Source organism: Paraburkholderia sp. EG286A, from assembly GCF_040965375.1.
GTDB lineage: Bacteria > Pseudomonadota > Gammaproteobacteria > Burkholderiales > Burkholderiaceae > Paraburkholderia.
This window is the reverse complement of the sequence record NZ_JBFRCB010000001.1, coordinates 1480217-1505793: the sequence shown is the minus strand read 5'-3', so window position 1 is coordinate 1505793 and position 25577 is coordinate 1480217. Positions and strand designations below refer to the sequence as shown.

The window sequence follows — 25577 nt, the reverse complement described above, 5'->3', positions numbered from 1 at the left end:
GTGTCGGGCCCCCGCGCCCGCTTCGTTCCGGCTGTCTCCGAACGCCCGCTTTTCGCACCCGCCACACTCCATGATTGAACGCCTCACGAGCCTGATCTGCGGGACCGAACCGATGAACGCGGTCTGGTCTCCCAATGCCACGCTGCAACGCATGCTGGACGTCGAAGCGGCGCTCGCGCGCGCCTCGGCGGCGCATGGCGTGATTCCGCAGTCGGCCGTGGCCGCAATCGTCGAAGCCTGTGCGGCGGATCAGCTCGACGCACCGGCGCTCGCACGCGACGCCGCGCTGGGCGGCAACCTGGCGATCCCGCTCGTCAAGCAGCTCACGGCGCGCGTGAAGGCCGCCGACCCCGAAGCCGCCAAGTACGTTCACTGGGGCGCGACGAGCCAGGACATCATCGACACGGCCACCGTGCTGCAGTTGCGCGACGCGCTCGCGCTGATCGAGCGCGGCATCGACGCGCTCTGCGCAACGCTGGCGGACCTCGCGCGCACGCATCGCGCGACGCCGGCGGTCGGGCGCACGTGGCTGCAGCAGGCGCTGCCCATCACGCTCGGATTGAAGTTCGCGCAATGGCTCGACGCGGTACTGCGCCATCGCGAACGCCTCGTCGTGCTGCGCGAGCGTGCGCTCGTGCAGCAGTTCGGCGGCGCGGCGGGCACGCTCGCGAGCCTGCGCGACGCCGCCCCGGCGGTGAGCGCCGCGCTCGCGCAGGAACTCGGTCTCGCGCTGCCGGCCTTGCCGTGGCACACGCAGCGCGACCGCATTGCCGAAGCCGCGTCGTTCTTCGGCATGCTCATCGGCACGCTCGGCAAGATCGCGCGTGACATCTCCCTGCAGATGCAGACCGAAATCGGCGAGCTGGGCGAGCCGGCGGCTGCAGGCAAGGGCGGTTCCTCGACCATGCCGCACAAGCGCAATCCGGTGGGTTGCGCCGCTGTCCTGACGGCTGCCGCGCGCGCGCCGGGCCTCGTCGCGACGGTGTTCGCGGGCATGGTCCAGGAACACGAGCGCGCGCTCGGCGGCTGGCAAGCCGAGTGGGATGCGCTGCCCGATCTCGCGCGCCTCGCCGGCGGCGCGCTCGCGCAGATCGAACAGATCACGGCCGGACTCGAAGTGCGGCCAGAACGGCTCGCGGCGAATCTCGACATCACGCACGGCCTCATTCTCGGCGAAGCCGTGATGCTCGCGCTCGGCGACCGGATCGGGCGTCTGGACGCGCATCATCTCGTTGAGCGCGCATCGAAATCCGCGGTGCAAAGCGGCCGCACGCTGTACGAAGTCCTCGCGGCGGAACCCGCCGTCACGAGGCACCTGGACGAAGCGCGCCTCAAGGCGCTGCTCGATCCGGCCAATTACGTGGGGCAGGCGCATGCTTTCGTCGACGCGGTGCTCGCATCGCACGAAGCGAACGCAAAGCAACGCGCGTCCCATTGATCATAGAAGACATACGAGGAGTAACACGCATGCCATACGCAGCCGTCAACGACACGCATTTGTTCTACCGCATCGACGGTGCGGAGAACCATTCGGCGCCATGGGTGGTCCTGTCGAATTCGCTCGGTAGCGACGTGTCGATGTGGACGCCGCAGATCGTCGAGTTCACGAAGCACTTCCGCGTGCTGCGCTACGACACGCGCGGCCACGGCCACTCGGCGGCGCCGCTGGGCCCGTACACCATCGAGCAGCTGACCGGCGACGTGATCGGCCTGATGGACCAGCTTGGCATCGAACGCGCGCATTTCGTCGGGGTTTCGATGGGCGGCCTGACCGGCGTCGGCCTCGGCGCGCGTTACGCCAACCGCATCGATCGTCTCGTGCTGTGCAATACGGCCGCGAAGATCGGCTCGCCGGAAGTGTGGGTGCCGCGTGCCGCGAAGGCTCGCAGCGAAGGCATGCTCGCGCTCGCCGAAGCCGTGCTGCCGCGCTGGTACACGCCCGAATTCATCGCGAACAATGCGCTCGTGATGTCGCAGGTGCGCGACGTGTTCGTGCATACCGACAAGGACGGCTATGCTTCGAACTGCGAAGCGATCAACGCCGCCGACCTGCGCGGCGAGGCGCCGTCGATCAAGGCGCGCACGCTCGTGATTTCGGGTACGCACGATCTGGCCGCGACGCCCGCACAAGGGCGCGAACTGGCCGAATCGGTGCCAGGCGCACGCTACGTCGAGCTGAACGCCGCGCACATCTCGAACGTCGAGTTGGCGGACGAGTACAACAAGATCGTGCTCGATTTCCTGCTGGGGGCATGATGAACGACGAAGACCGCTACGAAGCCGGCATGAAGGTGCGCCGCGCGGTGCTGGGCGACGCGCACGTCGATCGCTCGCTCGCCAACCGCACCGAAGTGACCGAGGAATTCCAGAACTTCATTTCGCGCTACGCGTGGGGCGAGATCTGGACGCGCGATGGCTTGCCGCGCCACACGCGCAGCCTGCTGACGATCGCGATGATGGTCGCGCTCAACCGCAGCGAAGAACTGGCGCTGCATCTGCGTGCCGCGCGCAACAACGGCGTCACGCGCGACGAGATCAAGGAAGTACTGCTGCAAACGGCGATTTACTGCGGCGTGCCGGCGGCGAACTCGGCGTTCCATCTCGCCGACCGCATCTTCCGCGAGCAGGACGTCGAGCAGGCCTGATCGCGCGGTGACAAAGCGCGGGGCGCTCGCCCCGCGTTCAGTCGAACACCGGCGACTCCACGCCGAGCACCTTGTGCAGGCGCGTGCTGGTCGTCGTGTACTGCAGATGGATTTTCTTCTCGGGAAACACGTGGTGCGCCGCGCCGAACGCAGCGAGCGCGGCTTCGTGAAAGCCGGAGAGAATCAGCTTCTTCTTGCCCGGATAAGTATTGATATCGCCGACGGCAAAGATGCCCGGCACGCTCGTCTCGAAGCGCGCCGTATCCACGGGCAACTGCTTGCGCTCGATTTCGAGGCCCCATTGCGCGATCGGGCCGAGTTGCGGCGACAAGCCGTAGAACACGAGCAGGTAATCGAGATCCAGCGAGCGCGTGACGCCGTCGCCGCCCGTCACCTTGATGCGCTGGAGCTTGCCGCCTTCGTCGTCGAAGCCGGTCAGCTGGCCGACGATGGACTGCATGCGCCATTCCTCGCACAGCGCGTGCATCTTCGCGACCGTTGCCGGCGCGGCGCGATAGCCCTCGCGCCGGTGCAGCAGAATCACGCTCTGCGCGACGTCCACGAGCTGCAGCGCCCAGTCGAGCGCCGAATCTCCGCCGCCGCACACCACGACGTCCTTGTCGCGATAGCGCTCGAGATCGCGCACGCGATAGAACAGTTGCGTGTCGCGGTAACGCTCGATGCCGTTCAGCTTGAGCGTGCGCGGCTGAAACGAGCCCACGCCGGCCGCGATGAACACCGTCTTGGCGAGGAACTGCGTGCCCTTGCTCGTCTGCACGAAAAAGCGGCCGTCGGCGCGCGGCTCGACGATTTGCACTTCCTGGCCGAGATGGAACGTCGCGCCAAACGGCTCGATCTGCTGCATCAGCGCATCGACGAGCTGTTGCCCGGTGCACATCAGCACGGCCGGAATGTCGTAGATCGGCTTGTCGGGGTAAAGTTCGGCGCACTGGCCGCCCACCACCGGCAGCGAATCGACCACGTGCGCGTGGATTTCCATCAGGCCCAGTTCGAACACCTGGAAAAGGCCCACCGGCCCGGCACCGATGATGAGCGCATCGGTTTCGATGAGCTGCGGCGGGAAGTGATCGTTGCGCTCGTTCATCGGCGAGCTCTCCTTGCAAGAGGCAGGGACAATGATCAAGACTACTATTCTTCTGGCTGCACGTCGGCTACGTAACGACGCAGGCAGGCGAGCAGCGCGGCTTCCTCGGCGCGGCTCGCTGCGTCGCTGGCCGAACCCGCGTCGCGCTCTTCGCCGAACATGGCCGCGGGCGCGGGGATCGTGTCGACCTCGCGGCCGTCACGGAACACACGGATTTGATGGGTCGCTTCCACATACTCGGCGATCCAGTGGACGCCCTCGATATGCGTGCCGATGCGGACTGGCATCTTCATGAGATTCCCTCCTGGCCAGCGCACGTCGGTCGATGCGCGCTCGCCGCAATCGCGTTTCTTATGGCGGATAGGGCAACGATACGCCGATGGCGCGCGCTGTGCTTGAACCCGGTCCTCGCGCGCCCACGGCCGAAAAAAGAAAAGGCGGCCCGAGCCCGGGCCGCCCTTGCGGCGGATTACCAAATGAAAGCAGGCGCGAGTGTTGGTCCGCTCGCGCCTCGCGTGTTACTGCACCGTGGCGAGCACGTCGCGCACCGTGCCGAACAGGCGTGCGATTTCCTCTTCGGTCACGATGAGCGGCGGCGAGAACGCGAGAATGTCGCCCGTGAAGCGGATCAGCACGCCCGCCTCGAAGCACTTCACGAAAACCTCGTAAGCGCGTGCGCCCGGCGCGCCGTCACGCGAGTCGAGTTCGATGCCGGCAACGAGGCCCAGATTGCGCACGTCCTTCACGTGCTTCTCGCCGCGCAGCGCATGCGCGGCGGCCTCGAACTTCGGCGCGAGCGCGCCGGCGCGCTCGAACAGGCCCTCGCGGCGATACAGGTCCTGCGTCGCGATCGCGGCGGCGGCGGCGAGCGGGTGCGCCGAGTAGGTGTAGCCGTGGAACAGTTCGATTGCGCCCTGCGCGCCGCTGTTCACGATCGTGTCGTGGACCGTGCGGCTCGCGGCCACGCCGCCCATCGGCACGGCGGCATTGTTGATCGCCTTGGCCATCGTGATGATGTCGGGCGTCACGCCGAAATACTCGCTGGCCGTGGCCTTGCCGAGGCGGCCGAAGCCGGTGATGACCTCGTCGAAAATCAGCAGGATGCCGTGCTTCGTGCAGATCTCGCGCAGACGCTGCAGATAGCCTTGCGGCGGAATCAGCACGCCGGTCGAGCCTGCCACGGGCTCGACGATCACGGCGGCGATGGTCGAGGCGTCGTGCAGCGCGACGATGCGCTCGAGGTCTTCAGCGAGATGGGCGCCCCAGGCCGGCTGGCCCTTCGAGAACGCGTTGTGCCCGAGATCATGCGTATGCGGCAGATGATCGACGGCCGGCAGCAGCTGGCCCGAAAACGCCTTGCGATTCGGCGCGATGCCGCCCACCGAGATGCCGCCGAAGCCCACGCCGTGATAACCGCGCTCGCGGCCGATCAGCTTGGTGCGCTGGCCTTCGCCGCGTGCGCGATGGTAGGCGAGCGCGATCTTCAGGGCGGTGTCGACCGACTCCGAGCCGGAATTGGTGAAGAACACCCGGTCGAGGCCGGCCGGCATGATTTCGGCGATCTTCTGGGCCGCTTCGAACGCCAGTGGGTGGCCCATCTGGAACGTGGGGGCGAAGTCGAGCGTCGCGGCTTGCTGGGCGATCGCGGCGACGATTTCCTCGCGCGCATGGCCCGCGTTCACACACCAGAGGCCCGCGCTGCCGTCCAGCACTTCGCGGCCATCGGTCGTGCGGTAGTACATGCCTTTGGCCGATTCGAGCAGGCGCGGCGCGGCCTTGAACTGGCGATTGGCGGTGAAGGGCATCCAGAACGACGAGAGATCGTCGATGACGGGGCGCGAAGTCATGCGTGCTTCTCCTCAGGTGGGTTTGGCTCAACTGTAGCGCCGAGGCTTGAACGACGGCATAGACAGTCTCTATACTGATCTGCAAACCGTGCTGGACAATTCTCGCCAACTGTATTGGTCGGCACCCGGAATCGTACGGGTTTTCCCTCGCACTATACGCTTGCTTTCCCAATGATCGAACTCGAACTGGAGCGCGGCCGCGGCGTCACGACGACGCTGGTCGAGCAGCTCGTGCAGGGCTTTACGCGCGCGATTGAAGCGCAGACGCTGCGCGCCGGGGCGCTTTTGCCCTCGGTGCGCCAGCTCGCGCAATCGCACGAGCTGTCAACCTATACAGTGACCGAGGCGTACAACCGTCTCGTGTCGATGGGCTTCGTCGTCGCGCGGCGCGGCTCGGGCTACCGCGTGGCGCCCCGCAACGGTTCGGCGCCGGCGAGCGCGGCGGGCTGGCAGCCGCCCACGCTGACGGCGACCTGGCTGCTCTCCGACGTGTTCGCCGATCATTCCGTGCCGATCAAGGCGGGCTGCGGCTGGGTGCCGGGCGAATGGATCAACGAAAGCGGCCTGCAGCACGCCTTGCGCGCCATGAGCCGGGTGCCGGCCGTGCGGCTTGGCGACTACGGGCACCCGTACGGTTACGCGCCGCTGCGCGAGCGCATCGCGGCGCAGCTGGACCGCCAGGGGCTGCCTGTCGAGGTGTCGAACGTCCTGCTCACGCAGGGCGCGACGCAGGGGCTCGATCTCATCGTGCGTACGCTGCTGCGGCCCGGCGACACGGTGCTCGTGGAAGACCCCGGCTACTGCAATCTGCTGCAGATTCTCAAGCTCGCGGGGCTCACGGTGCACGGCGTGCCGCGCACGCCCGCCGGGCTCGACATCGAGGCGCTCGAGCGCCAGGTGGCGGCGCACCAGCCGAAGGCGATCTTCGTGAACACGACGCTGCAGAATCCCACCGGCGCGACCTATGCGATGTCGAACGCGTTCCGCTTGCTGCAGATCGCCGAGCGCCAGCGCATGTGGGTCGTCGAGGACGATGTGAGCCGTGAGCTTGCGCCGCCTGGCGCGCCGCTGCTCGCGGCGATGGAAGGTTTGCAGCGCGTGCTGTACGTCAGCGGTTTTTCGAAGACGGTCACGCCCTCGCTGCGTTGCGGCTATGTGGTCGCCGAGCGCGACGTGCTGCGCGAGCTGGCGCGCGCGAAGATGGCGGTGGGGCTCACCTCGTCGGCGACCATCGAGCGCATGGTCGACAAGGTCCTGCTCGAAGGGCGCCACGCGCGCCATGTCGAACTCGTGAACGAACGGCTGAAGGCCGCGCATGCCTGCGTGGAGGAGCGGCTCGACGCGCTGGGCCTCGAGATCTTCCACCGGCCGCGCGCGGGGCTGTTCGTCTGGGCGCGCCTTGCCATCGAACCCGAACGGGCCGGCGCGATCGCCACGGCGGCGCTGCGCGACGGCATCTGGCTCGCGCCTGGCTCCTATTTCAGGCCCGACGACGAACCGAGCGCGTGGTTTCGCTTCAACGCGCCGTATTCGACGGACGATGCGCTGTGGCGGTTCATCGAGCGCGCGCGCTAGGGCGTGCGAGATGGCGCATGCCTAGAACAGACTCTGCTGCCCCGACATCAACGTATCGAAATCCTCGCGCAGGAAAGGCAGGATCGCGTCCGCAACCGGCTGTAGCTGGCGGCTCACATAGAACGCATAGTCGAGCGGCGAACTCAGCGTTTCGAGCGGCTCGGGTCCGGCCGTCGTCATGACGTAGCTGATCCAGCCGCCGTTCTGATACTGGAGCGGACGGCCTTTCGCGCGATTGAACTCGTCCGCGACGCGCGCCGCCCGCACGTGCGGCGGCACGTTGCGCTGGTACTCGACGAGCGGCCGCCGTAAGCGCTTGCGGTAGACGAGCTGGTCGTCCAGTTCGCCGTTGAGCGTGCGCCGCACATAGTCGCGGATGTAATCCACATAAGGCTCGCGCTGGAAAATGCGCCGGTACAGTTCGCGCTGGAATTCCTGCGCGAGCGGCGTCCAGTCGGTGCGCACGGTTTCGAGGCCCTTGAACACGACTTCTTCGCCGCCGTGCTTCGCGAGCGTGAGACCCGCGTAGCGCTTTTTGCTGCCTTCTTCCGCGCCGCGCACCGTGGGCATGAGAAAGCGCGAATAGTGGCGTTCGAACTGCAGCTCAAGAGCGCTTTGGAGACCGAAGCGTTCCTGCAGTTCGGTCTTCCACCAGGCATTGACGTGCTCGACCAGTTGCTTGCCGGTTCGCGTGGCGTCGGCTTCACTGTGCGCGTGCTTGAGCCAGACGAAGGTCGAGTCGGTGTCGCCGTAGATCACGTCGTATCCTTGCGCCTCGATGAGCTGACGGGTTCTGCGCATGATCTCGTGGCCGCGCATCGTGATCGAAGAGGCGAGGCGCGGGTCGAAGAAGCGGCAGCCGGTCGATCCGAGCACGCCGTAGAATGCGTTCATGATGATCTTGAGCGCCTGCGAAAGCGGGGCGTTGTGCTGCCGCTTCGCCTGTTCGCGGCCCTCCCACACCTGGCGCACGATTTCCGGTAGACAGTGCTTCTCGCGGGCAAAGCGCGCGCCGAGAAAGCCGGGCACGGACGCTGCGTCGCTGGGGTCGCCCAGCCCTTCGATGAGCCCCACGGGATCGATCAGGAAGGTGCGGATGATCGAGGGGTAGAGGCTCTTGTAGTCGAGCACGAGCACCGAATCGTAGATGCCGGGGCGCGAGTCCATGACGAAGCCGCCGGGGCTGTTTTCGCCCACCACGTCGCCGAGATTGGGCGCGACGTAGCCGAGCCGATGCATTTTCGGCAGATACAGATGCGTGAACGCGGCCACCGAGCCGCCGCTGCGATCCACGGGAAGCCCCGTGACCGATGCGCGTTCGAGCAGAAAGGCCATCAGTTCGGTTTTCTCGAAGACGCGCGTGACCAGCTCGCAGTCCTTGAGGTTGTAGATGGCCAGCGCGGGTTTGTCTTCGTCGAAGCGGCGCTGGATCTCGTCCATGCGCTGATACGGATTGTCGATCGACTTGCCCTCGCCGAGCAGCGCCTGGGCGACGTATTCGAGGCTGAACGACGGAAAGCTCCAGGTGGCCGAGCGCAGCGCCTCGATGCCGTCGATGATGAGGCGGCCCGCGGCGCCCGCGAAGAAATGATTCTCCCGCATGCCGTGCTCGCGCCACTCCATGACCTCACCGCCGCGCCCAAGACGCAGGGGTACGCCGGTTTGCTGGGCGTGTGCGTGCAACACGCGCAGATCGAACTGCACGAGATTCCAGCCGATGATCGCGTCGGGATCGTGCTTCGCCATCCATGCGTTGAGGCGTTCGAGCATCTGCGCGCGGCTTGCGCAGTATTCGAAGTCGAAGTCGATCTGGCTCGCGTCGCCGTTTGCGGGACCGAGCATATAGACCTGGCGTTGTCCGCAGCCTTCGAGCGCAATGGAATAAAGCTCGCCCTGGGCGCTCGTTTCGATGTCGAGCGACACCAGTTTCAGCTTCGGGCGATAGCCGTTGGCGGGCTTCATCTCGCTGTCGAGCAGCACGCCGCCGTTATCCGGGCTACCCGCATCGCCGCGAAACAGCACGGGCGCCGTGATGAAGCGCTCCATCATGTAGCGCTCCGGCGGCTGGATATCGGCTTCGTAGACGTCGACGCCCGCTTTGGCGAGGCGCTTTGCGTGCCCGGCCAGGGCGCGATATTGCGGCGAGTAGAGCCCCAGCACCGGGCGGCGCTGGAAGTCGCACAGATTGAGCGGGCGCAGCTCGGCGCGTGCGTCGCCCTTCAGCGCGGCGCGGGCCGCGGCTTCCTGGGCGGCCGGCACGAATGCGACAGAGGGCTGGGGGCGCAGGCGCAGCTGGCGCGGCCCCGCGTCGGTCGCGAGCCAGAAGTCGACCTCGGTGTGTTCGCCCGTATCGCGCCAATGGCGGGTGAGAATAAAACCCGCTTCAAACTCAGACAAAGTGTGACTCCGCCGCCCATGTTTCCCGCTTGCGATTGTAGCGTTTGAACGTGGGAAGGGCGGCGGGTCGTCTTAATGTTGAAGCAAATGCGCGAACATTGGATACAGCGAAACGAGCAGCGATAGCGCCATGAAGACGTTGAAGGCGCGCAGCCGGCGCGGATTCGACAGAAAGCGCCGCATGCTGGTGCCGAACGCGGCCCAGATGCAGATGCAGGGCAGACCGATCACATAGAACAGGAAGGCCATCGCCATCGTGTTGGTGCCGAAGTTCGTGGAAAGGCGGATCGTGGTGGCGGCCGTGAGCACCATCATCCACGCCTTGGGATTGACCCACTGGAATGCGATGGCTTCGTGAAAGCGCATGGGCCGGTGCTCGCCGCTCTTCACCTTGATGTCGCCCGAGGTGCCGATTTTCCACGCGAGATACAGCAGGTACGCAATGCTCGCGACCTCCAGCACGGTATAGAGCGACGGGATGTGCCTGAACACCTGGCCAAGCCCGAAGCCCACCGAGAGCATGAGCACGACCACGCCCGCGCTGATGCCCAGAATGTGCGGCACCGTGCGACGAAAACCGAAGTTGACGCCGGACGCGAGCAACATGGTGTTATTGGGGCCGGGCGTGATGGTCGTGACCACGACGAAGAGCATGCCGGCGGGCAGCGCGCTGAGCATTTCGGGCAGCATGATGCGAGGGGCTCCGGAAAGAGAAAACAAAATCGACGGAACCAGTTTATCGACAGTGCTCGATACAGTACCGGTACAGTTGTGCAGACGCTGAACGGTACGGATTGGGGGCGTGAAGGGGCTGAGTGGCATCCGCGGAAGCGGCGCGCAGGCCGGAGCGGCGCGTCCCAACGTGCCGGACTGAACAGCGCCCGGACCCTATTGACGAATGACCTGAATGCGCCCCGCCTTGACTGCCGCTTTCAGTACCGCCCAGTCTTTCTCGTTCTGTTCTGCATAGGCGAGCGAGAATCGCACGATGGCTTCGTCGAATACCTCCGACTTGCCCGCATAGCCGCTGAGCAACGCGGGATCGCCTGCCTTCGCCATAGAATGGGCCAACGCGTGGGCGCAGGAAACCGCATACTCGCCGAGATCTTCGACGTCGAAGGTCGTGAAGTCGAAGGCGCCCTTCATGTCGCGCAATTGCCTCACGTAGAAGTCGTTGCCGGTGTGGCGCATCTTCGACCACCCGAGGAAGATGTCACTGGCAGACTGCAGCAGACGCTGCCCGTTGACCACCCGTTGGCCATGATTGGGATAGCGGCTCGGCGGCAGGTAGCCCTCCAGCACGGAAGCGCGCGCCTCCTTGAGTTGAAGGAAAAGCGGGCAATCGCCGTCGGCCATGAAAAGCGCCTCATAGCAACGCGTTCCGACCGAACCGATGCCCACCACACGAATGGCGACATCCACCAGTTCATATCGGTCGAACAGGGCGCGCCTGTCGTCGGGAAGCGTCAGCCGGTAGTCGGCGAAGAAGCGCCGCACCATCGCGTTATATTGCTTGCTGTCACTCGCGCTCTCCAGCGGTACGTGATACACGAGCGGCGGGACATCCTTGATCCGCAGCTTGCCGTTGATGACCTCGGTTGCATGAGTCAGCACGGTACGCGACGACTGTTGTCTTGCCTTTTCGATGACGGCGACTTCCTTGTTCCTTTCTTCGACGGAATCGGCAATGGCCAGCATGCTCGCCGCCTTGAACTGGCAGTACCAGACGTCGAGCGTGTCCATGCGGCTGAAGTCGGCGAGCCGTTGGCGGAAGGTTGCGCACAACCGGCGCACGATGCGTTGCTGGTCGCGCAAGGCAAAGCCGCGCTCGCGCGCAGCGATCACGAACGATGTCGCCAGTCTGCGTACGTCCCAGTCGAATGGTCCAGGCAGCGTCTCGTCGAAGTCGTTGGGGCCGAACAGAACGCGCCGCTCGGGGCTCGCGAACAGACCGAAGTTGGCCAGGTGCGCATCGCCACCCAGTTGCACGATCACGTTGGAGTGCGGCAGCTTCGACAGATCGTGCGCCATGAGCGGCGCCGCACCGCGATAGAACGCGAACGGACTCGCGACCATGCGTCCATAACGGATGGGTATCAGTTCGACTACCCGCCCCACATTGGAAGCGTCGAGGAGTGCGATGGGATCGCGATCTGCAATCCGGCATTCGGCGAGCTTTTCGCGCGGCACTGCTTTGCGAGCCGTCTTGCCCCGTCTGACGCGATCGGCCAGCGAGCCACGCCCCGCAAAGAGTGTGGATGGGTCTTCCTGCAGCGCCGGTGTACCCGCGGCAGCGGGATCTGCGCCGGGGGCAGCCGGCTTCGCGTTAGCGGAATCAGGCACGCGGCACTCCTTTTGTCGATTCAAGACCGGATCGGACCTGTGTCATTTCAGGTCGCTTCATTGCGGCTTGGCGTCTTGAGAAGTCGAGGACGTAGACGGCGAAATGTCACGCAGTGCCTCGATTGCGGCATCGACGGTTGCAAAGACCTCGCGATGCACGCCACTCACACGCAACGCCTTGTACCGCTCGATTTCGTGTCGCACGCCCGAGGGGAGGGCGACCGCGGCTATGCCCACGCCGTGCTTGTCGAGCTCGCCGCCCAACTGGATCAAGGTCTTGCCTGCCGTGTAGTCGATGTTGTTGATCTCCGATGCGTCGATCACCACCCAGCGCAGCCCCGGACTGGCTTCGTTGACGAGCTTGAGCACCTCTTCCGTGAAGCGGCCGGTGTTCGCATAGAACAGGTCGGCTTCGAAACGGTAGACGACGATCCCAGGTGCGGCGAGCAGATTGGGCTCGACATGTCGCGCGATCCAGCTGTCGCCGGGGCCTCGCGTCAGCACCCGGGTCCGCAGGCGGTAGCTGTGGCGTGCATGCGCGATCAGTGAAAGCACGACGGCAGCAAGAATGCCGTGCATCACGTCGACGAATACGACGACGCCCGTAGTCAGCAACGCCACGACGAGCTCGTCCTTCTGCATGCGATACAGTTCGGCCATGCCTTTCACGTCGATCAGCTTTACGCCGATCATGAAGACGATGGCCGACAACACGGCAGCAGGGAGCAGACTCAGCGGTTTCGTGAGAAATAGCAGCACCAGCAGGACGATGGCGGCGGTCGTGAGGTGGGCGACCTGGGTGCGGCCGCCCGCGTCGTCGAGCATCTCGGTCTTGGTCGGGCTGCCGTTCACGACGAAGGTTCCCGTGAAAGCCGCTGCCGCGTTGGCGGCCGCGAGCCCGATGATATCGGCGTTGTCGTCGCCCCTTTCGTTATAGCGATTGGCGTACGCGCGTGCCGTTGCTGCGCTCTGGGCAATGATGACGATGAAGCACGAGGCGGCCGTGACCAGTACCTGGTTGATCGCGCCCATATGCAACGGTGGAAGGAACAATGATGGGAGTCCACCCGGCACTTCGCCCGTGACCGCGATGCCATGTCCGGCGAAATTGAACACGCCGCTTGCCACGATGGAGCCGATCACGGCGATCAGCGCACCCGGTGCGCGCGGCACGAAGCGCTTGCAGCCGATGATCACCACGAGCACGGCGAGCGAGAGCATCGTGGTCGGATAGTTGGCCTGAGCCACGCGTTGCAACGCGGACGCGATCTGCATCAACGGCCCATGCCCTTGCTTGGCGAGCCCGATCAGGCCGGCAAGCTCCCCTGCGGCGACCTGGATGCCGACGCCGGTCAGGAAGCCGATCAACGCACTGCGGGAAAGAAAGTCGGCCAGAAAACCCAGACGAAAAACACGCGCGATCACCAGCATTACGGCGACCGTCAAGGCGACGGTGCTCGTGAGGGCGACATAGTCCTTGCTGCCGAGCGCGGCGACGGCCGTCAAGGTACCCGCGAGAATGGCGGCCGTGGCCGAGTCGGCGGCGACGACCAGTTGTCGCGACGCACCAAAGAGCGCGAACGCCACGAGCGGCAGCAGGATCGTATAGAGGCCCGTCACGGTGGGCGTGCCGGCAATTTTCGTGTATCCCATCACTTCGGGAATGCCGAGCGCCGCCAGCGTGATCCCGGCGATGATGTCGTGCGGCAGTTGCGCGGGATTGAAGGGCAGCAGTCCTTGCAGGAAAGGCAGGTGAGGGAGGCGGTGCGGTGTAGGAGCGGCGGGCTTCATCGTGCGGCCTCCGCTGCAGTCGTAATCCTGGCGACCAGTGCTTTGGCGATGATGTCGTCGGCAATGACGACGTTGGTCGCGCCGGCGTTCTCCAGCAGCCCTTTTCGCAAGGGGTTTTCGCCAGGTACGGCAATGGCGAGCGACGGGTTGAGCGTATGGGCCAGCAGGGTGATTGCCAGATTGTTATTGCTGTCGGGTGTCGTGACGAACATGGCTTTCGCGCTATCCAGTCGCGCACGCTTGAGCACGTCGTCGAAGGCGTCCGGCGAGCCGAGTACGACGAGATGCCCGCAATCCGTTGCCCGGTTGGCCTGATCCTGATCGCCCACGAGTACGAGCACGGTGTTGCCCGCTTCATGCAGGTAGTTTGCAACCCGTTCTCCGAGAGAATGGAATCCCACGACCACGACGTGATTGGCGAGCTGCTCGAACTTGCGTTCCATGATTCTGTTCTCCCGATAAGCCATCACGTCATCGCCCGATAGCATGCCTGTGAGTCGCGAAACGGCGAACCCGCCGATCAGCAGTGTCGCGACCATGGCCAGAAGCATGAAGACCTTTTGAGGCGGGCTGAATTCGCTGAAGGCGCCGAGTGTCGTAATGAGATTGACTCCGTTCCAAAGAGCCGTAAACAGTTTGTCGGAGAAAGAGTGGCTGGTCTGATCGAGGGCGATCAGGCCGATGGTGGCGCTGCCCAGCAGCATGACGAGAAGGCCGATTGTGTGATGTGCGCGACGGCGCCATTCTCGAATACGGATGACCCCAAGACGAGGTTCATCGACACGGAAGATCCACATGGTTACCTCGGATTGTTGGTCTGATCGAGACAACAGCGAACCTGATGCCAAGGGGATACGCTCTCCCTTTTTGCGCCCGTAGTCAATAGTAAATAATCAGGAGCCCAATGTATTAACCGGGTGAGCGACGACGCAATGCGGCAACTTGTTTCAGACGATAAAACAGATCGGAAGGAAAAAGAAAACCTTATAGCCGCTGACGCATGTCGTAGTAGTTAGCCGATTAAGAACCAGGAAGGCCTGCGACTGCAGACAAACTCGCCTTGACAAATTCGTTGCTGCTCGACGGCGAGCTTTCCAGGTGACGCATCGTGCCGGACATAGCCCGATCAAAATGGGGTGCAATCTGGGCGCGTTCGAAATTCGTCGCGAGAGATAAGAGACGTTGCCGAAGCAGATGGATAAAAAATGCGCGCCACATTGAATCGCTGAACCATTTTCGAACGAATGCCACGTTGAAAACGTCATGTGCGAATCGTATTCCATAATGTTCGTCAGGTATTCGGAGGATCGATGGAAAAAGACAATTCTCCGCGTACGTATTGGCTGAATGTTCGCTAATGATTATGCGTGGAATCGTTAGCAAACAGGCCGAATAAATTAGCGAATCCGCAATGCGCCGCATTAGGGGGAATGTCATGCGATATCTCGCTGCAACGCTTCTTGGCTCCGTAGTCGCCTCGGTTGCGCTTTCCGGTTGTGAGGCGCCAACTTCGGGCTCGACCTTCAGGCCGGCCCAGGCGCAGCAGGTGATGGTGGTCGAACTCGGTGCGGTCGAAACCGTGCGGCCCGTCACGATCCAGCCTGGTCCAACGGGCATTGGCGCAATAACCGGCGGCGCGCTTGGCGGCATCGCGGCTGGCAGCAACATCGGGCGCGGCTCGGGTGCCGTAGCGGCGGGCATCGGCGGCGCCGTGCTGGGCGGCGCGGCAGGTAATGCCGTCGAGCAGCGCGTCACGCAGCGGCAAGGCCTTGAAATCGTCGTGCGTCTGGATTCGGGGCAACTGATGTCCGTGGTCCAGGATGCGGATCAGCAGTTCGTTCCGGGCGACCGCGTGCGTGTGCTGCTCGGCAACAACTCGGTGCGCGTGACGCGATGAAGTGAAGGCAGGTGTCGTTGATCTCTCGAGGATGGATACGCCGGCACGCCCGGCGGGGCTGCAACAGGGCGCGAAGCCATTTCAGGGCGGACACGGGCAACCTGTCCAAGGATCCAGAGGAATACGCCAGTGTTTGCGAATCATGCTGCAGGTCGAATGGTTTCCCTGCCTTTGGCCGTGACGCTGTGTGCGCTGTGTGTAACGGCGGCGGGCGGACTGTTGGCGGGCTGCCGTAAGGGCGAAGAGGCGCAGGTGACGGAAGTGCGCCCGGTACGCGTCGTCAGGATACAAAAGCAGGAGGCCGGAGCGACCATCGCCTTGACCGGAAGATTGCAGGCGCAGGCCGAGATCAATCAATCGTTCCGTATCGACGGAAGAATGACCTCCCGCAACGTCGATGTCGGGGACCGTGTCAGGGCGGGCCAGGTGCTGGCGCGGCTTGACCGGATGAACGAGGAAAGCAGCCTGCAGTCCGCTCGGGCACAGTTGGCCGCTGCACAGGCACAAGCCCTGGAAGCGCGCACCATGTTCACCCGCATGCGCGATCTGCTTGCGGAGCATGCCGTGTCGCGTGCTTCGTTCGAACAGTCGGAAGCGATGGCAAAGATCACCCAGTCGCAAGTCGATGCGGCGCAGTCGTTGGTCAACATCGCGCAGAACCGACTGAGCTATACCGACCTCGTTTCCGACGTGGCCGGCGTGGTGACGGCGCGTGGAGCGGAGCCGGGCGAGGTGGTTCCGGCTGGCCGCATGATCGTGCAGATCGCTCGCGAGGGCGCGGTGGATGCCGTATTCGATGTGCCCGCCGCGATCAAGGACGTCGCGCCGGCCAGTCCCGACATCGTCATCGCGCTTGCCAGCAACCCCGATGTCACCGCCGTTGGTAAGGTGCGCGAAGTATCGCCCCGCGCCGATCCGGTGACCGGAACCTTTGCGGTCCGGGTTCAAGTTCTCGATCCGCCGGCAGCCATGCGCCTTGGCAGTACGGTCATTGGCCACATGAAGCTCCCGCGCGCGGCGGCCATCGAAATTCCTTCGAGCGCGCTGATCCAGCCAGGAGGAAAGCCGGCGGTCTGGGTGGTCGATACGAAGACAGGGACGGTTTCGGTGCGTGAGGTCGAGCTTCAGGCGTATGGCGAGGACCGCGTTGAGGTGTCGCAGGGTCTCAACACAGGCGACGTGGTCGTGACTGCCGGCGTGCAGGCATTGCGGCCGGGACAGAAAATTAACTGGACCGAGGCAGTCAGGTGATTGGCCCGAATCTATCCGAGTGGGCGCTTTCGAAGCGCCCCCTGGTCGTGTTCCTCATGATCGCTGCGCTGGTCGCGGGAACCCTGTCATTCTTGCGGTTGGGGCGCGCCGAAGATCCGGCCTTTACATTCCGCACCATGGTGGTGGCCGCCGCGTGGCCGGGGGCCACCGTCGACGACACGCTCTCGCAGGTGACCGAGCGGCTCGAACGCACGTTGCAGGAGACCCGTCACCTGGATCGCATACGCAGCTATACGACAGCGGGTCAGACGACAATCTTCGTCGATCTTCTGCAGTCCACGCCACCCTCCGAAGTCCAGGACGTCTGGTATCAGGTTCGCAAAAACGTGGACGATATGCGACAGACGCTCCCGGCGGGAACGCTCGGGCCGTTCTTCAACGATGACTTCGGCGACACCTACGGCATCATCTACGGCTTCACCGCCGACGGCTACAACATGCGCGAGTTGCGCGATCGCGTCGAGGCGATTCGCTCGCGCCTGCTGCTGGTGCCGGACGTCTCGAAGATCGAGGTCCTGGGCGCTCAGGACGAACAGATCTACATCGAATTCTCGACCACCCGTCTAGCGGGCTTGCGTCTGGACTACCCGACCATCGTCGCCGCATTGAGAGCGCAAAATCTCATCAGGCCGACCGGCGTCCTGCAAACCGGGCAGGAGCGGGTGTTCTTCAGGGTGACGGGCGCCTTCGATTCCGAACGCGACATCGAGAGTGTCAACCTCGTGCTGGGAGGGCGCATCGTACGCCTCGGCGACATCGCCACCGTGAGACGCGGCTTCGCCGACCCTCCGCAGCCAATGTTCCGCGTCAACGGCAAGCCGGCCATCGGCCTCGCGATCGCCATGCGCGATTCGGGCGACATACTGGCGCTCGGTCGCAACCTGAAGGCCGAGATGGCCGACGCCACCGCGAACCTGCCTGCTGGCATCGAGCCGTTCCTGGTCGCCAATCAGTCAGATACCGTCGACGTGGCGATCAACGACTTCATGGCGTCGCTCTGGCAGGCGATCATCATCATCCTGGTGTGCAGCTTCGTGAGTCTGGGCATACGGCCGGGGACGGTAGTGGCATTGTCTATCCCGCTGACGCTGGCGATTGTCTTCGGGATCATGGACGTCGTGCACATCGACCTGCACCGGGTCTCGCTGGGCGCGCTGATCATCGCGCTGACCTTGCTGGTCGACGACGCCATGACCACCGTCGACGCCATGATCAACCGCCTCGCCGCCGGTGACAGCAAGGATCAGGCGGCGACGTTCGCGTACCGTACGCTGGCCGCGCCAATGCTGATCGGCACGCTCGTGTCGATTTCCAGTTTCGTGCCGATTGGCTTCGCAAAAAGTTCGGCCGGCGAATATACGTTTTCTATTTTTGCGGTAGTCGCCATCGCGCTGCTCGCGTCGTGGTTCGGTGCGGTGATTTTCTCGCCGCTAGTCGGTGTGGCAATCCTGAAAGCGCCCAAGGCCGAAAAGGAGCCGCGCAAGCCCGGCAAGATGCTGATGGCCTATGACCGCTTCCTGCGCGGCGCGCTGCGGCTCAGGTGGTTGACGATTGCCGTCACGCTCGCGGCGTTCGTGGTGTCGATCTTCCTCGTCCGGTTCGTGCCGCGGCAGTTCTTTCCCGCCTCGGACCGGCCGGAGCTGACGGTGGATCTGACCTTGCGCCAGAACGCGTCCATCCACGCGACCGCGGACCAGGTCGCGCGACTCGAAGCCATTCTGAAAAGCGATCCCGATGTCGATCACTTCAGCAGCTATGTGGGCCGCGGCGCAGTGCGCTTCATTCTTACCCTCAATGTTCAGCTGCCTAATCCGTTTTTCGCACAGGTCATCGTGGTCGCGAAAAGTCTCGAGGCGCGGGACCGGCTGCAATTGAAACTGGAGAAGACACTGAGCGAACAGTTCCCCGGTATCGTCGCCCGCGTGTCGCCGCTGGAACTGGGACCGCCGGTGGGGTGGCCGCTGCAGTATCGCGTCTCGGGCCCCGACCCGGCGCAGGTGCGCAGGGCCGCACTCGATCTGGCCGGTATCGTGGGTTCCGACGAGCGAACGCGCCACATCAATTTCGACTGGATGGAGCCGGCCCGGCAGATCCGCATCCACATCAACCAGGATGAAGCGCGTCAGCTCGGCGTGAGTTCCGCCGCGCTGGCCGCCATCATGAACACCGTCATTACCGGCACGCCGCTCACGCAGATACGCGACGACATCTATCTGGTCAACGTCGTGGCGCGCGCGCAGGAAGAGCAGCCGCTGACGGTGCAGTCACTGAGTACGCTGCAGGTGCCCACGCCGAGCGGGCGCATGGTTCCACTCAGTCAGTTCGCGACGTTCACGGAGGAACAGGAGTCGCCGCTGATATGGCGGCGAAACCGCGTACCGACGCTCACGGTGCGCGCCGACGTGATGCATGGCGAGCTGCCCGACGAAGTCGTTGCAACGCTCGCGCCGAAGATCGATGCGTTCAATGCGAAGCTGCCCAAGGGTTACCACGTCGCGACTGGCGGCATCTTCGAGGAAAGCGCGATTTCGCAAGCCTCGGTATTTGCCGTGGTCCCGCTGATGATCGTGCTGATGCTGACGAGCATGATGCTGCTGCTGGTGAGCTTCAAGCGCCTGGCCATGGTGGTCTCGGTGATGCCATTGGGCCTGATCGGCGTGGTGCTCGCGCTGCTGGTTTTCAACCGGCCGCTTGGTTTCGTCGCCATTCTGGGCATTCTCGCGTTGATCGGCATGATCGCCAAGAACGGCCTGATCCTGATCGTGCAGATCGAGACTTTTCGACACGAGGGCATGGGCGTGCTGGAGGCCGTTGTCGCTTCGGGCACTTCGCGCATACGGCCAATGATGTTGACCTCGATCTCGACCGTGCTTGGCCTGATCCCGATCGCGCCTACGGTGTTCTGGGGCGCCATGGCCTTCGCGATCATGGGCGGCTTGCTGGTGGCGACGCTGCTGACCCTCGTGTTCCTGCCGGCCCTGTACATGGTGGTGTTTGGCAAGGAAGACCGGCCGCCGTCGCAGTCTTCGGGGATGGCGAACGGGGCGACGTGAGCCGCCGGGGCCTGACTCCATCCGGCAGACGCCCGCCGTTTTCGCGCTCGCTGGTTTTTCGATAGAGGAGGCGCATCTTCCATGAGCTCACCAACGCTTCGTGCTTTCCTGCTCGACTGGCATTCGCACTGGCGCGTCGCGCTGACACGCGCGGTTTGCTTTCTCGCGCTATGGATCATCCTGATGCCGAGCGTGAAGCCGGCCGACCTCGTCTGCGGCCTGATCGCGACGCTCGTCGCAACGCAGATGAGCCTGCGTCTCCTGCCTCCCGCCGCGGGAAGGGTACGGCTCGGCGCCTTACTCGTATTCGTTCCGCATTTCCTCTTGCAGTCCCTGCTCGCGGGCATCGACGTGGCGCGCCGCGCGTTGGACCCGCGCCTGCCTTTGCGGCCCGGTATCGTGGTCTATCGTGTCGGTTTTCCGCCGGGAACGGCGCGCAATGGTTTCGCCATCATCACGAGCCTCTTGCCGGGGTCGCTGCCGGTAGATGAGACCGCGGACGGGCTCGTCTACCACTGCCTCGACACCTCGCAGCGGGTTGACGAACAACTGGCGGACGAAGAACGGCGCCTCGCGGGCGCGCTGGTCAGCGGTGAACGTCATGGCTGACGTGCTCATCGCCGTTTGCGCGCTGGTGCTGCTGATGGTGGCCGTGGGCCTGCTGTCGGTGCTGCGCGGGCCCACGCGCGCCGACCGCATGATGGCCGCGCAACTGTTCGGCACGGGAGGGATCGCGGCGTTGCTGCTGGTCGGCACGGCAAGCGGCGTCGAGGCTGTCGTGGATGTGGCGTTGACGCTCGCCGTGCTTGCGGCGTTCGCGTCGGTCGCCTTCGTCAAGGCCGATCGTCAGGCAGAGGGCGATATCGCGAAAGAGGACCGGAAATGAGAGCCGTAGCCGATATTTTCACGATCATTGCCATGCTGGCCGGCGTTGTCTTCTTCGTGGCCGGTACAGTCGGGCTGTTGCGGTTCCCGGACACGTACACGCGGCTGCACGCGTTGACCAAGGCCGACAACCTGGGCTTGGGCATGGTGGTGCTGGGGCTGTTGCCACAGACCGGTCATATCGTGATCGCCCTCAAGCTGATCGTGGTCTGGCTGCTGGTGATGCTGACGTCATCCGATGTGTCGCAGCTCATCGCGCGCGCCGCGCGCCGGCAGGAGGAGCGTGCATGATCGCCGCCATCTCCGTCGGTATCGGCATCCTGTTGCTGGGGCTTGCGCTCTGGACGGTCGTCGTGCGCGATACGTTCGCCGCGGTCGCCGGATTCATTCCTTACGGCCTGCTGCTTACGCTGGCCTGGCTAGTGCTTCGTGCTGTCGACGTCGCGTTGACCGAAGCGGCGATCGGTGCGGGCCTGACCGGCGCGCTGCTGATCCGCGCGGCGTCGCGGCTCGAGGCAACTGAAGCGGCGGCCCAGGCCGAAACGCCGGGCCTCGCGATGCGTGTCGCGGCAGGCGTGGCCGCCACGGCGGTCGCCGTCGTGATTGCCGTTAGCCTGTGGAGCTTGCCGGACCCCGCGCCGACCCTGGCGCCCGAGGTGGCGCGGCACATTCAGGCGACTGGCGTCGGCAACCCGATCACGGCCGTCCTGCTGTCATTCCGCGCGATCGACACGCTGCTGGAAGCCGTCGTGTTGCTGTTCGGCGTGGTCGGCGTCTGGTCGCTGGCGCCGGACCGCTGCTGGGGCGGCAGGCCGGGACTGGCGCAGGTGGTCAGTCCCAACGACATTCTGGTGTATCTCGCGCGTGTATTGCCGCCGATAGGCGTCGTGATCGGCATCTACATTTTCTGGGTCGGCGCCGATCATCCGGGCGGCAAATTCCAGGGCGCTACGGTGATTGCCGCCATGTGGCTGCTCGTCATGATGTCCGGTTTGCGCGATGCGCCGCCGGTCAGCCGGCGCTGGCTGCGCGCCGTGCTGATCCTCGGGCCGGCGGTGTTCATCGCGCTTGGCCTGCTCGGCGCCGTCGTGGCGGGAGCGTTTCTCGCGTACCCCGATGGCCGGGCGAAGCTGTGGATCATCATCATCGAAGCCGCGCTGCTGCCTTCGCTTGCCGTGACCCTGGTCCTCCTGCTGGTCGGGCCGCCGCAGCGGCCGGAGGTGAGCCCATGAACGTCTCGCAGTTGTTCGGCTTGACCGCCGCCGCCCTCGTGGGTCTCGGCCTCTATGGCCTGATCGTCAACCCGCAGCCCCTGCGCAAGGTGCTGGCCTTCAACCTCACGGGCAATGGCGTCTTTCTGGCTTGTGCCGTGATCGCGCATCGGGGAACTGGCGCCGGCATGTCCGGCGACCCGGTGCCGCAGGCGCTATTGATCACGGCGATTGTCGTGTCGTTCGCCGCTTCCGCGCTCGCAGTCGGACTCATGCTGCGCAGGTTCGCGGAAACGGGCTCGAATTCTCTGTCGGCGGACGGTGATGCGGCGTCGGGCGGGGCGCGCGCCAATACGGAGGCGAGGTGACGACGCTGGCGCTCACGGGGCAATCGACGCCGGGCGGCCTGCTGCTGACGCTCGCCGTGTTGTTGCCTTTTGCCGGGATGCTGGCGGGGTTGGCGCTCGGCGGACGCCACGCGCAACGCGTGGCCTGGGTGACGATCGCCTTCGGTTTCGGCATCGTGCTGGAGATTGCGGCGAGGCTGCTGGTTTCGGGCGACGCATTGCGCTATCTGCTGGGCGGCTGGGCGCCGCCGCTGGGCGTCATGCTCCGCGCCGACGGCCTCTCGGTGTGCATGATGCTGGTGGTTGCCGTGGTGGTGGGGGCGGTGGCGATATACGCCAATGGCGACTTCGGCACGCCGTCCGGCACGAACGAGGCACGCGCGCCGCTGGCGTTCTGGCTGCTGCTGCTGGCGGTATGGGGAGCGCTCAATCTGGTGTTTGTGAGCGGAGACATTTTCACGCTCTACGTCGCGCTCGAACTGCTGACTTTTGCGGGCGTTCCTCTCGTGTCCCTCGATGGCCGCGCCGAAACATTGCAGGCTGCGTTGCGTTATCTGTTGTACGCGCTGATCGGCTCGATGCTTTATTTGCTGGGGGTTTTTCTGCTCTATGGGGCCTATGGCACGCTGGACATTGCGCTGCTTGCCGCGAGGATCGGGGCGCAGCCGCTAGCCTGGGCCGCGCTGGCGTTGATGACGGCCGGCATGCTCGCCAAAACCGCGCTGTTCCCGCTGCATCTGTGGTTGCCGCCTGCGCACGCGGGCGCACCCGCCGCCGCGAGCGCGCTGCTGTCGGCATTGGTCATCAAGGGATCGTGGTTCGTGGTGGTGCGGTTGTGGGTCGACGTCTTCGCCAGCATCGCAAGCGGATCCTGCTCGCAACTGCTTGCAGGCCTGGGGGCGCTCGCGATCCTCTTCGGCAATGTGGTGGCGCTGCGCCAGGTGCGGCTGAAGCTCTTGATCGCTTACTCGACGGTCGCCCAGATCGGCTATCTGTTCCTGCTGTTCCCGCTTGCCGTGCAGCACGAAAGCGCTCGGGCCGTCACGGGTGGCCTGTTGCAGGCCGTATCGCACGCGAGCGCAAAAGCGGCCATGTTCCTCGCGGCCGGTCTGATCTATAGCACGCTGGGGCATGACCGTCTGGCCGACCTGCGCGGCGCAGGGCGCGCCCTGCCCATGACGCTGACGGCTTTCGCGCTGGCCGGCGCCACGTTGATCGGCTTGCCGCCTTCCGGGGGCTTTCTGGCCAAGTGGCTGCTGATGTCGGCGGCACTCGCGACGGGGCAATGGTGGTGGGCGGTCGTGATGCTGGTCGGCGGCCTGCTCACGAGCGTCTACGTTTTCATGGTGGTGGTGCGCGCGATGGAGCCCGCTGCGCCCGGCTGGTCGCCGCAAAAGCAGGTGCCTCGTTACCAGCAGCTCGCCGTGCTTGGCCTCGCAACGTGTTCTTTCCTGCTTGGCCTCGCCGTGCTGCTGCCGGTCGACGTGGCCCAGATCGGCCGCACGGTGATGCCGCCAGCGGGGCTGCCATGAATGTCTCCCAAGCTCTGCTCGTCGCAGCTGTCGGGTTGCCATTGCTGATGCTGCTGCTCTGTGCGTCGGCGCCGGTTCGCAGGCGCCTGCCTTCATGGTTCGCCGTCGCTGCGCTGCCCGCGCTGGCCGCGGCCGTTGGCGCCAGCCAGAGCGAAACCCTGATGCTCGGCCACAGCCGGTTCGCCCTCAGTTTCGCGCTCGATACGCCAGGCGCGGTGTTGCTCGGCACGGCGGCGCTGTTGTGGCTCTTCGCCGGAATCTATGCCGCACGATATGTACGCGGTCGCGAAGATATCGATGGGTTCGTCGTCTGCTGGCTCATGGCCTTGACCGGCAGCGTGGGCGTGTTTCTGACGGCCGATCTGATTGGCTTTTATCTGATGCTGGCGGTGTTGAGTGTCGGCGCCAGCGGGCTGGTGCTCCAGGGCGACGGGCCCGAAGCCCGATACGCGGGCGCGCTTTATCTTGGTGTTGCATTACTGGCCGAGGCTTTCGTGCTGGGAGGATTGGTCCTGCTCGCACAGGCCACGCCTGGCGGCAGCCTGCTGATTCGCGATGCGGCTGCAGCCTTGCCGGGCTCGCCCTGGCGCAACGCCACGCTGCTATTGCTCCTGGTTGGCCTCGGCATGAAGGCCGGGATGGTGCCGCTGCATTTCTGGATGCCGCACGCCTATCGCGCGGCACCTGTTCCGGCGGCGGCGGTGCTCAGCGGCGCGGTGGTCAAGGCCAGCGTGATCGCATTGGTTCGTTTTCTGCCATTTACTTTCAACGACGCATGGCCGCACTTTGGCATCCCTTTCGCGGCGCTGGGCATGTTCGGCGCGTTCTACGGCGTAGCGATCGGTATCACCCAGTCCCAGCCGAAGGTCGTGCTTGCGTACTCGAGCGTCAGCCAGATGGGCTTCCTGATGGCCGTGATCGGCATGGGGCTAGCCGCAGGCGACCCCGCTACCGTCGTGGCGGCCGCTTACTATGCCGCGCACCATCTGCTCGTCAAAGGCACTTTGTTTCTGGCCGTGGGCGTGGTCGCGTTGACGGGTGCCGGATCGTTGCGATGGGTGCTGCTGCCTACGGCGGTCATCGCGCTTGGACTGGGCGGATTGCCGTTGACGGGCGGCGCACTGGCCAAGTACGCGGCCAAGGACCTGCTGGGCGGCGATCTGGCCGGGTCGTTGGCTGTGGCCTCTTCAGCCGCGACCACGTTGCTGATGCTTCATTTCGTGCGGCGTCTGGGTGCAGTGGCCACGACCGATTCCAACGCGCGCGCTCCGGGGCCGTTCAGGGGAGCATGGCTGGCAATGGTAGTGGTCTCGCTCGCCGTTCCGTGGGTGTTGTATCTGCGTATCCCGGCAGGCTCGCTACCCGAGGCCCTGGCTCCCGCGGCGTTGTGGTCGGCACTCTGGCCGGTACTCGTTGGCGCGGCGCTCGCGATTGGCTGGAACCGATGGGGCAAGACGGTACCGTCCGTGCCTGTGGGAGATGTAAGTGGCCTCCTGCGCGGACTGCAACGAGGCAGCACGGGGGCTGCACGAATTGCCGTGTGTACGGATGCGTTCGTGCGCGGATGGGCCGTGTCCTGTCTGACGCTGTTGCTCGCGGCGCTGCTGTTCGGCGGCCTGCTCGCGGTGGCGGCATGATGTGTGTGGCGCAACCGACCGCACCGCCTGCGCATACGGG

Annotated in this window: 22 protein-coding genes; 14 read left to right on the top strand and 8 right to left on the bottom strand. The window is 64.9% G+C overall.

All coding sequences use genetic code 11. The features are described from left to right. Positions 1–70 precede the first annotated feature (70 nt). Genes AB4Y35_RS06675 through pcaC form a run of 3 tightly spaced genes read left to right on the top strand, consistent with a single transcriptional unit; the run spans position 71 to position 2645 of the window. Positions 71–1438 (top strand): 3-carboxy-cis,cis-muconate cycloisomerase, encoded by a 1368-nt coding sequence (locus tag AB4Y35_RS06675; RefSeq protein ID WP_368703874.1) that lies wholly within the window; start codon positions 71–73, stop codon positions 1436–1438. A 29-nt stretch (positions 1439–1467) separates the two neighbouring features. Then, complete coding sequence (gene pcaD / locus AB4Y35_RS06670) at positions 1468–2256, top strand: 3-oxoadipate enol-lactonase (RefSeq protein WP_133184727.1); 789 nt, start codon at positions 1468–1470, stop codon at positions 2254–2256. Then, positions 2256–2645, top strand: a complete 390-nt coding sequence (gene pcaC / locus AB4Y35_RS06665; protein ID WP_368703873.1) for a 4-carboxymuconolactone decarboxylase — start codon at positions 2256–2258, stop codon at positions 2643–2645. The genes pcaD and pcaC overlap by 1 nt, the downstream gene beginning before the upstream one ends. A 37-nt stretch (positions 2646–2682) precedes the next feature. Here the strand turns inward: pcaC and AB4Y35_RS06660 are convergent, their stop codons facing one another. From AB4Y35_RS06660 to AB4Y35_RS06650, 3 genes are all read right to left on the bottom strand, one after another. Continuing rightward, on the bottom strand, positions 2683–3750 hold the full coding sequence (locus AB4Y35_RS06660) for an NAD(P)/FAD-dependent oxidoreductase (RefSeq protein WP_368703806.1): 1068 nt from the start codon (positions 3748–3750) through the stop codon (positions 2683–2685). A 44-nt stretch (positions 3751–3794) separates the two neighbouring features. Then, positions 3795–4043 carry a hypothetical protein gene (locus AB4Y35_RS06655; protein ID WP_368703805.1) on the bottom strand — a complete coding sequence of 83 codons (249 nt, stop codon included), beginning with the start codon at positions 4041–4043 and terminating at the stop codon, positions 3795–3797. A gap of 225 nt (positions 4044–4268) precedes the next feature. Continuing rightward, entirely contained in the window at positions 4269–5597 is a 1329-nt protein-coding gene (locus AB4Y35_RS06650; RefSeq protein WP_368703804.1) for an aspartate aminotransferase family protein, read from the bottom strand. Positions 5598–5768: 171 nt separating this feature from the next. Here AB4Y35_RS06650 and AB4Y35_RS06645 point away from each other — a divergent pair, with 171 nt between their 5' ends. Further along, positions 5769–7172 carry a PLP-dependent aminotransferase family protein gene (locus tag AB4Y35_RS06645; protein ID WP_368703803.1) on the top strand — a complete coding sequence of 468 codons (1404 nt, stop codon included), beginning with the start codon at positions 5769–5771 and terminating at the stop codon, positions 7170–7172. Positions 7173–7193: 21 nt separating this feature from the next. Here the strand turns inward: AB4Y35_RS06645 and AB4Y35_RS06640 are convergent, their stop codons facing one another. From AB4Y35_RS06640 to AB4Y35_RS06620, 5 genes are all read right to left on the bottom strand, one after another. Beyond that, entirely contained in the window at positions 7194–9569 is a 2376-nt protein-coding gene (locus tag AB4Y35_RS06640; protein WP_368703802.1) for a DNA polymerase II, read from the bottom strand. 72 nt (positions 9570–9641) lie between these two features. Further along, complete coding sequence (locus AB4Y35_RS06635) at positions 9642–10259, bottom strand: LysE family translocator (protein ID WP_342946268.1); 618 nt, start codon at positions 10257–10259, stop codon at positions 9642–9644. 198 nt (positions 10260–10457) lie between these two features. After that, positions 10458–11912, bottom strand: coding sequence for a DUF2252 domain-containing protein (locus tag AB4Y35_RS06630; protein WP_368703801.1), 1455 nt, complete (start codon positions 11910–11912; stop codon positions 10458–10460). A 57-nt stretch (positions 11913–11969) separates the two neighbouring features. Continuing rightward, positions 11970–13703 (bottom strand): SulP family inorganic anion transporter, encoded by a 1734-nt coding sequence (locus tag AB4Y35_RS06625; RefSeq protein WP_368703800.1) that lies wholly within the window; start codon positions 13701–13703, stop codon positions 11970–11972. After that, positions 13700–14500, bottom strand: coding sequence for an NAD-binding protein (locus AB4Y35_RS06620; RefSeq protein ID WP_368703799.1), 801 nt, complete (start codon positions 14498–14500; stop codon positions 13700–13702). Before AB4Y35_RS06620 ends, AB4Y35_RS06625 begins: the two co-directional genes overlap by 4 nt. Before the next feature lie 638 nt (positions 14501–15138). Between AB4Y35_RS06620 and AB4Y35_RS06615 the strand changes: the two genes are divergently transcribed. The 10 genes from AB4Y35_RS06615 (at position 15139) to AB4Y35_RS06570 (ending at position 25537) form a co-directional block, all read left to right on the top strand. After that, positions 15139–15600, top strand: coding sequence for a hypothetical protein (locus tag AB4Y35_RS06615; protein WP_368703798.1), 462 nt, complete (start codon positions 15139–15141; stop codon positions 15598–15600). A gap of 156 nt (positions 15601–15756) precedes the next feature. Next, complete coding sequence (locus AB4Y35_RS06610) at positions 15757–16851, top strand: efflux RND transporter periplasmic adaptor subunit (protein WP_368703797.1); 1095 nt, start codon at positions 15757–15759, stop codon at positions 16849–16851. Then, positions 16848–19925, top strand: coding sequence for an efflux RND transporter permease subunit (locus AB4Y35_RS06605; RefSeq protein ID WP_368703796.1), 3078 nt, complete (start codon positions 16848–16850; stop codon positions 19923–19925). The genes AB4Y35_RS06610 and AB4Y35_RS06605 overlap by 4 nt, the downstream gene beginning before the upstream one ends. 81 nt (positions 19926–20006) lie before the next feature. Beyond that, entirely contained in the window at positions 20007–20534 is a 528-nt protein-coding gene (locus tag AB4Y35_RS06600; protein WP_368703795.1) for a Na+/H+ antiporter subunit E, read from the top strand. After that, positions 20527–20811, top strand: coding sequence for a monovalent cation/H+ antiporter complex subunit F (locus AB4Y35_RS06595; protein WP_069267111.1), 285 nt, complete (start codon positions 20527–20529; stop codon positions 20809–20811). Before AB4Y35_RS06600 ends, AB4Y35_RS06595 begins: the two co-directional genes overlap by 8 nt. Then, complete coding sequence (gene mnhG / locus AB4Y35_RS06590; protein WP_368703794.1) at positions 20808–21101, top strand: monovalent cation/H(+) antiporter subunit G; 294 nt, start codon at positions 20808–20810, stop codon at positions 21099–21101. Before AB4Y35_RS06595 ends, mnhG begins: the two co-directional genes overlap by 4 nt. Further along, positions 21098–22042 (top strand): hydrogenase subunit MbhD domain-containing protein, encoded by a 945-nt coding sequence (locus tag AB4Y35_RS06585; RefSeq protein ID WP_368703793.1) that lies wholly within the window; start codon positions 21098–21100, stop codon positions 22040–22042. The genes mnhG and AB4Y35_RS06585 overlap by 4 nt, the downstream gene beginning before the upstream one ends. Further along, a complete protein-coding gene (locus tag AB4Y35_RS06580) occupies positions 22039–22389 on the top strand; it encodes an NADH-quinone oxidoreductase subunit K (protein WP_368703792.1) in 351 nt (116 codons plus the stop codon). The genes AB4Y35_RS06585 and AB4Y35_RS06580 overlap by 4 nt, the downstream gene beginning before the upstream one ends. Beyond that, positions 22386–23900 (top strand): complex I subunit 5 family protein, encoded by a 1515-nt coding sequence (locus tag AB4Y35_RS06575; protein WP_368703791.1) that lies wholly within the window; start codon positions 22386–22388, stop codon positions 23898–23900. The genes AB4Y35_RS06580 and AB4Y35_RS06575 overlap by 4 nt, the downstream gene beginning before the upstream one ends. Next, positions 23897–25537, top strand: a complete 1641-nt coding sequence (locus tag AB4Y35_RS06570; RefSeq protein WP_368703790.1) for a proton-conducting transporter membrane subunit — start codon at positions 23897–23899, stop codon at positions 25535–25537. The genes AB4Y35_RS06575 and AB4Y35_RS06570 overlap by 4 nt, the downstream gene beginning before the upstream one ends. Positions 25538–25577: the final 40 nt, after the last annotated feature.

Bases quoted from the DNA above. Each gene is read 5' to 3' on its own strand.
- AB4Y35_RS06645 (WP_368703803.1), top strand. From the start codon at position 5,769: ATGATCGAACTCGAACTGGAGCGCGGCCGCGGCGTCACGACGACGCTG.
- AB4Y35_RS06655 (WP_368703805.1), bottom strand. From the start codon at position 4,043: ATGAAGATGCCAGTCCGCATCGGCACGCATATCGAGGGCGTCCACTGG.
- AB4Y35_RS06650 (WP_368703804.1), bottom strand. From the start codon at position 5,597: ATGACTTCGCGCCCCGTCATCGACGATCTCTCGTCGTTCTGGATGCCC.
- AB4Y35_RS06580 (WP_368703792.1), top strand. From the start codon at position 22,039: ATGAACGTCTCGCAGTTGTTCGGCTTGACCGCCGCCGCCCTCGTGGGT.
- AB4Y35_RS06615 (WP_368703798.1), top strand. From the start codon at position 15,139: ATGCGATATCTCGCTGCAACGCTTCTTGGCTCCGTAGTCGCCTCGGTT.
- AB4Y35_RS06595 (WP_069267111.1), top strand. From the start codon at position 20,527: ATGGCTGACGTGCTCATCGCCGTTTGCGCGCTGGTGCTGCTGATGGTG.
- pcaC (WP_368703873.1), top strand. From the start codon at position 2,256: ATGAACGACGAAGACCGCTACGAAGCCGGCATGAAGGTGCGCCGCGCG.
- AB4Y35_RS06675 (WP_368703874.1), top strand. From the start codon at position 71: ATGATTGAACGCCTCACGAGCCTGATCTGCGGGACCGAACCGATGAAC.
- AB4Y35_RS06585 (WP_368703793.1), top strand. From the start codon at position 21,098: ATGATCGCCGCCATCTCCGTCGGTATCGGCATCCTGTTGCTGGGGCTT.
- pcaD (WP_133184727.1), top strand. From the start codon at position 1,468: ATGCCATACGCAGCCGTCAACGACACGCATTTGTTCTACCGCATCGAC.
- AB4Y35_RS06635 (WP_342946268.1), bottom strand. From the start codon at position 10,259: ATGCTGCCCGAAATGCTCAGCGCGCTGCCCGCCGGCATGCTCTTCGTC.
- AB4Y35_RS06620 (WP_368703799.1), bottom strand. From the start codon at position 14,500: ATGTGGATCTTCCGTGTCGATGAACCTCGTCTTGGGGTCATCCGTATT.
- AB4Y35_RS06570 (WP_368703790.1), top strand. From the start codon at position 23,897: ATGAATGTCTCCCAAGCTCTGCTCGTCGCAGCTGTCGGGTTGCCATTG.
- AB4Y35_RS06625 (WP_368703800.1), bottom strand. From the start codon at position 13,703: ATGAAGCCCGCCGCTCCTACACCGCACCGCCTCCCTCACCTGCCTTTC.
- AB4Y35_RS06610 (WP_368703797.1), top strand. From the start codon at position 15,757: ATGGTTTCCCTGCCTTTGGCCGTGACGCTGTGTGCGCTGTGTGTAACG.
- mnhG (WP_368703794.1), top strand. From the start codon at position 20,808: ATGAGAGCCGTAGCCGATATTTTCACGATCATTGCCATGCTGGCCGGC.
- AB4Y35_RS06600 (WP_368703795.1), top strand. From the start codon at position 20,007: ATGAGCTCACCAACGCTTCGTGCTTTCCTGCTCGACTGGCATTCGCAC.
- AB4Y35_RS06660 (WP_368703806.1), bottom strand. From the start codon at position 3,750: ATGAACGAGCGCAACGATCACTTCCCGCCGCAGCTCATCGAAACCGAT.